The sequence below is a fragment of the Vibrio sp. Vb0598 genome, from assembly GCF_033338935.1.
Classification (GTDB): Bacteria; Pseudomonadota; Gammaproteobacteria; order Enterobacterales; family Vibrionaceae; genus Vibrio; species Vibrio alginolyticus.
Map to the genome: position 1 here is coordinate 1 of NZ_JAWOTP010000050.1, position 2,348 is coordinate 2,348.

Genomic DNA, 2,348 nt, shown 5'->3' on the forward strand with positions numbered 1-2,348 from the left:
GCTTGGTCTGCAATGCTGCTTTCAACCACAGGCGCGTCGTTCACCGCATTCACGGTGACGTTGACCGTCGCTTGGTCAGTCAGCGCACCATCGGTGATGGTGTAAGTGATTTCGGCGTCACCATTGAAGTTCTCAGCCGGTGTGAACACCAACTTACCATCAACAATCTCGACTGTCCCTTGCTCACTCGGCACAGACGCTGATTGGATAGACAGCGTATCGCCATCAATATCGGTGTCGTTTGGTAGGACATCAATTGTCACTGGCGTGTCTTCGTCAGTAACAGCGGTATCATCTTTTGCCACTGGCGCGTCATTGACTGGTGTGACATCGACGTTCACCGTGGTGGACTCCGATACCCCGCCCGATGTAACGATGTACGTGAAGCTGTCTGCCCCGTGGTAGTTGTCGTTTGGCGTGTAAGTGACGCTGCCATCCGGGTTGACCGAGACCGTGCCGTTCGCTGGACCGTTATTGGTATCGAGCGACACCACTTTGTCGTTGCCTTCGAACGTGTCGTTACCTAAAACCTTAATGATGGTTGGCGTGTCTTCCACAACCGTCGCGTTGTCTGCCACGATGTCCGCCACAGGCGCTACTGTGAAGTTCACCGTTTGACTGACGCTTTCACCGCTTGGATCGGTAGCCGTAAACGTTAGGTTTTCTGAGCCGTTCCAGTCTGCCGTTGGGCTAATAGTCGCAATGCCATTTTCAATCGACACCAACACATTGCTGTTGCCGGACACTGAGAAGTTCAGTGCCGAGTCGCTGTCTTTAAATGCGTCGTTTAAATCAATCGTGTAGATCGTAAAATCTTCTGCTAACACTTGATCTGAAATGACATTATCGACTGTTGGTGCATCGTTAACGCGATTCACAATCAAACTATCACTGTCGCTAACCGTTGGATTAACACCATCCGATACTGATGCGCTGATCGTTAGGTCTTTAAGGTTGAGTTCGTCGTTGTTAACCGCGTCAACACCCGCTTGAGTCAGTTTGACTTCATCGCCAACTAGCGCAAAGTAGCCGTTTGAGTTGTCTTCTAAAGAAACGGTTAATTGCTCTTCTGGCGTGTCGATATCAGCGACTTCCAACGTTGCCACTACCGTATCGGTATTCACTGCATCTTCAGTGATACTTTCTACAGCATCGACCTTGATCGTTGGCGCATCGTTTACTGGGTTAACGGTAACGGCTACTTTCGCTTGGTCAGTCAGCGCACCATCGGTGATGGTGTAAGTGATTTCAGCATCACCATGGAAGTTCTCGGCCGGTGTGAACACCAGTTTGCCATCAACGATCTCAACTGTACCTTGTGTTTCAGATACGGAAGCCGATTGGATAGACAGCGTATCACCATCAATATCGGTGTCGTTTGGTAGGACATCAATCGTCACTGGCGTGTCTTCGTCAGTAATCGCCGTGTCATTGGTCGCCACTGGCGCGTCATTCACTGGCGTCACATCGACGTTCACTGTGGTGGATTCCGATACCCCACCCGACGTGACGATGTACGTGAAGCTGTCTGTACCGTGGTAGTTGTCGTTTGGTGTGTAGGTTACGCTACCATCCGGGTTGACCGAGACCGTGCCGTTGGCTGGGCCGTTATTGGTATCCAGCGACACCACTTTGTCGTCGCCTTCGAACGTGTCGTTATCTAAGACCTTGATGATGGTTGGCGTATCTTCCACAACCGTCGCGTTGTCTGCCACGATGTCCGCCACAGGCGCTACTGTGAAGTTCACCGTTTGACTGACGCTCTTGCCGCTTGGATCGGTGGCAGTAAACGTCAGCGTTTCTGAGCCGTTCCAGTCTGCGGTTGGAGTGAACGTAGCAATGCCATTTTCTATTGAGACATTGACATTACTGTTGCCAGAGACGCTAAACGTTAACTCACTATCCACGTTATCCACATCACTGAAGGCCGTATTTAGATTGATGGTGTATGGCGTAAAGTCTTCCGCCAAGGTTTGGTCTGCAATGCTGCTTTCAACCACAGGCGTGTCGTTCACCGCATTCACGGTGACGTTGACCGTTGCTTGGTCAGTCAGTGAACCATCCGTAACGGTGTAAGTAATTTCGGCGTCGCCATGGAAGTTCTCGGCCGGTGTGAACACCAGTTTGCCATCAACAATCTCAACTGTGCCTTGCGCTTCAGGTACAGACGCCGATTGGATAGACAGCGTATCACCATCAATATCAGTGTCGTTTGGCAGAACATCAATCGTCACTGGCGTGTCTTCGTCAGTTACAGCCGTGTCATCGTTTGCCACTGGCGCATCGTTCACTGGTGTGACATCGACGTTCACCGTGGTGGACTCCGATACCCCACCGGACGTAACGAT

The 2,348-nt window shown here is 51.1% G+C and carries 1 protein-coding gene; it reads right to left on the minus strand.

The genetic code is table 11. The features are described from left to right. A partial coding sequence (locus R7Q38_RS22725; RefSeq protein ID WP_318114379.1) for a tandem-95 repeat protein occupies positions 1 to 2,348 on the minus strand: 2,348 nt, incomplete at both ends.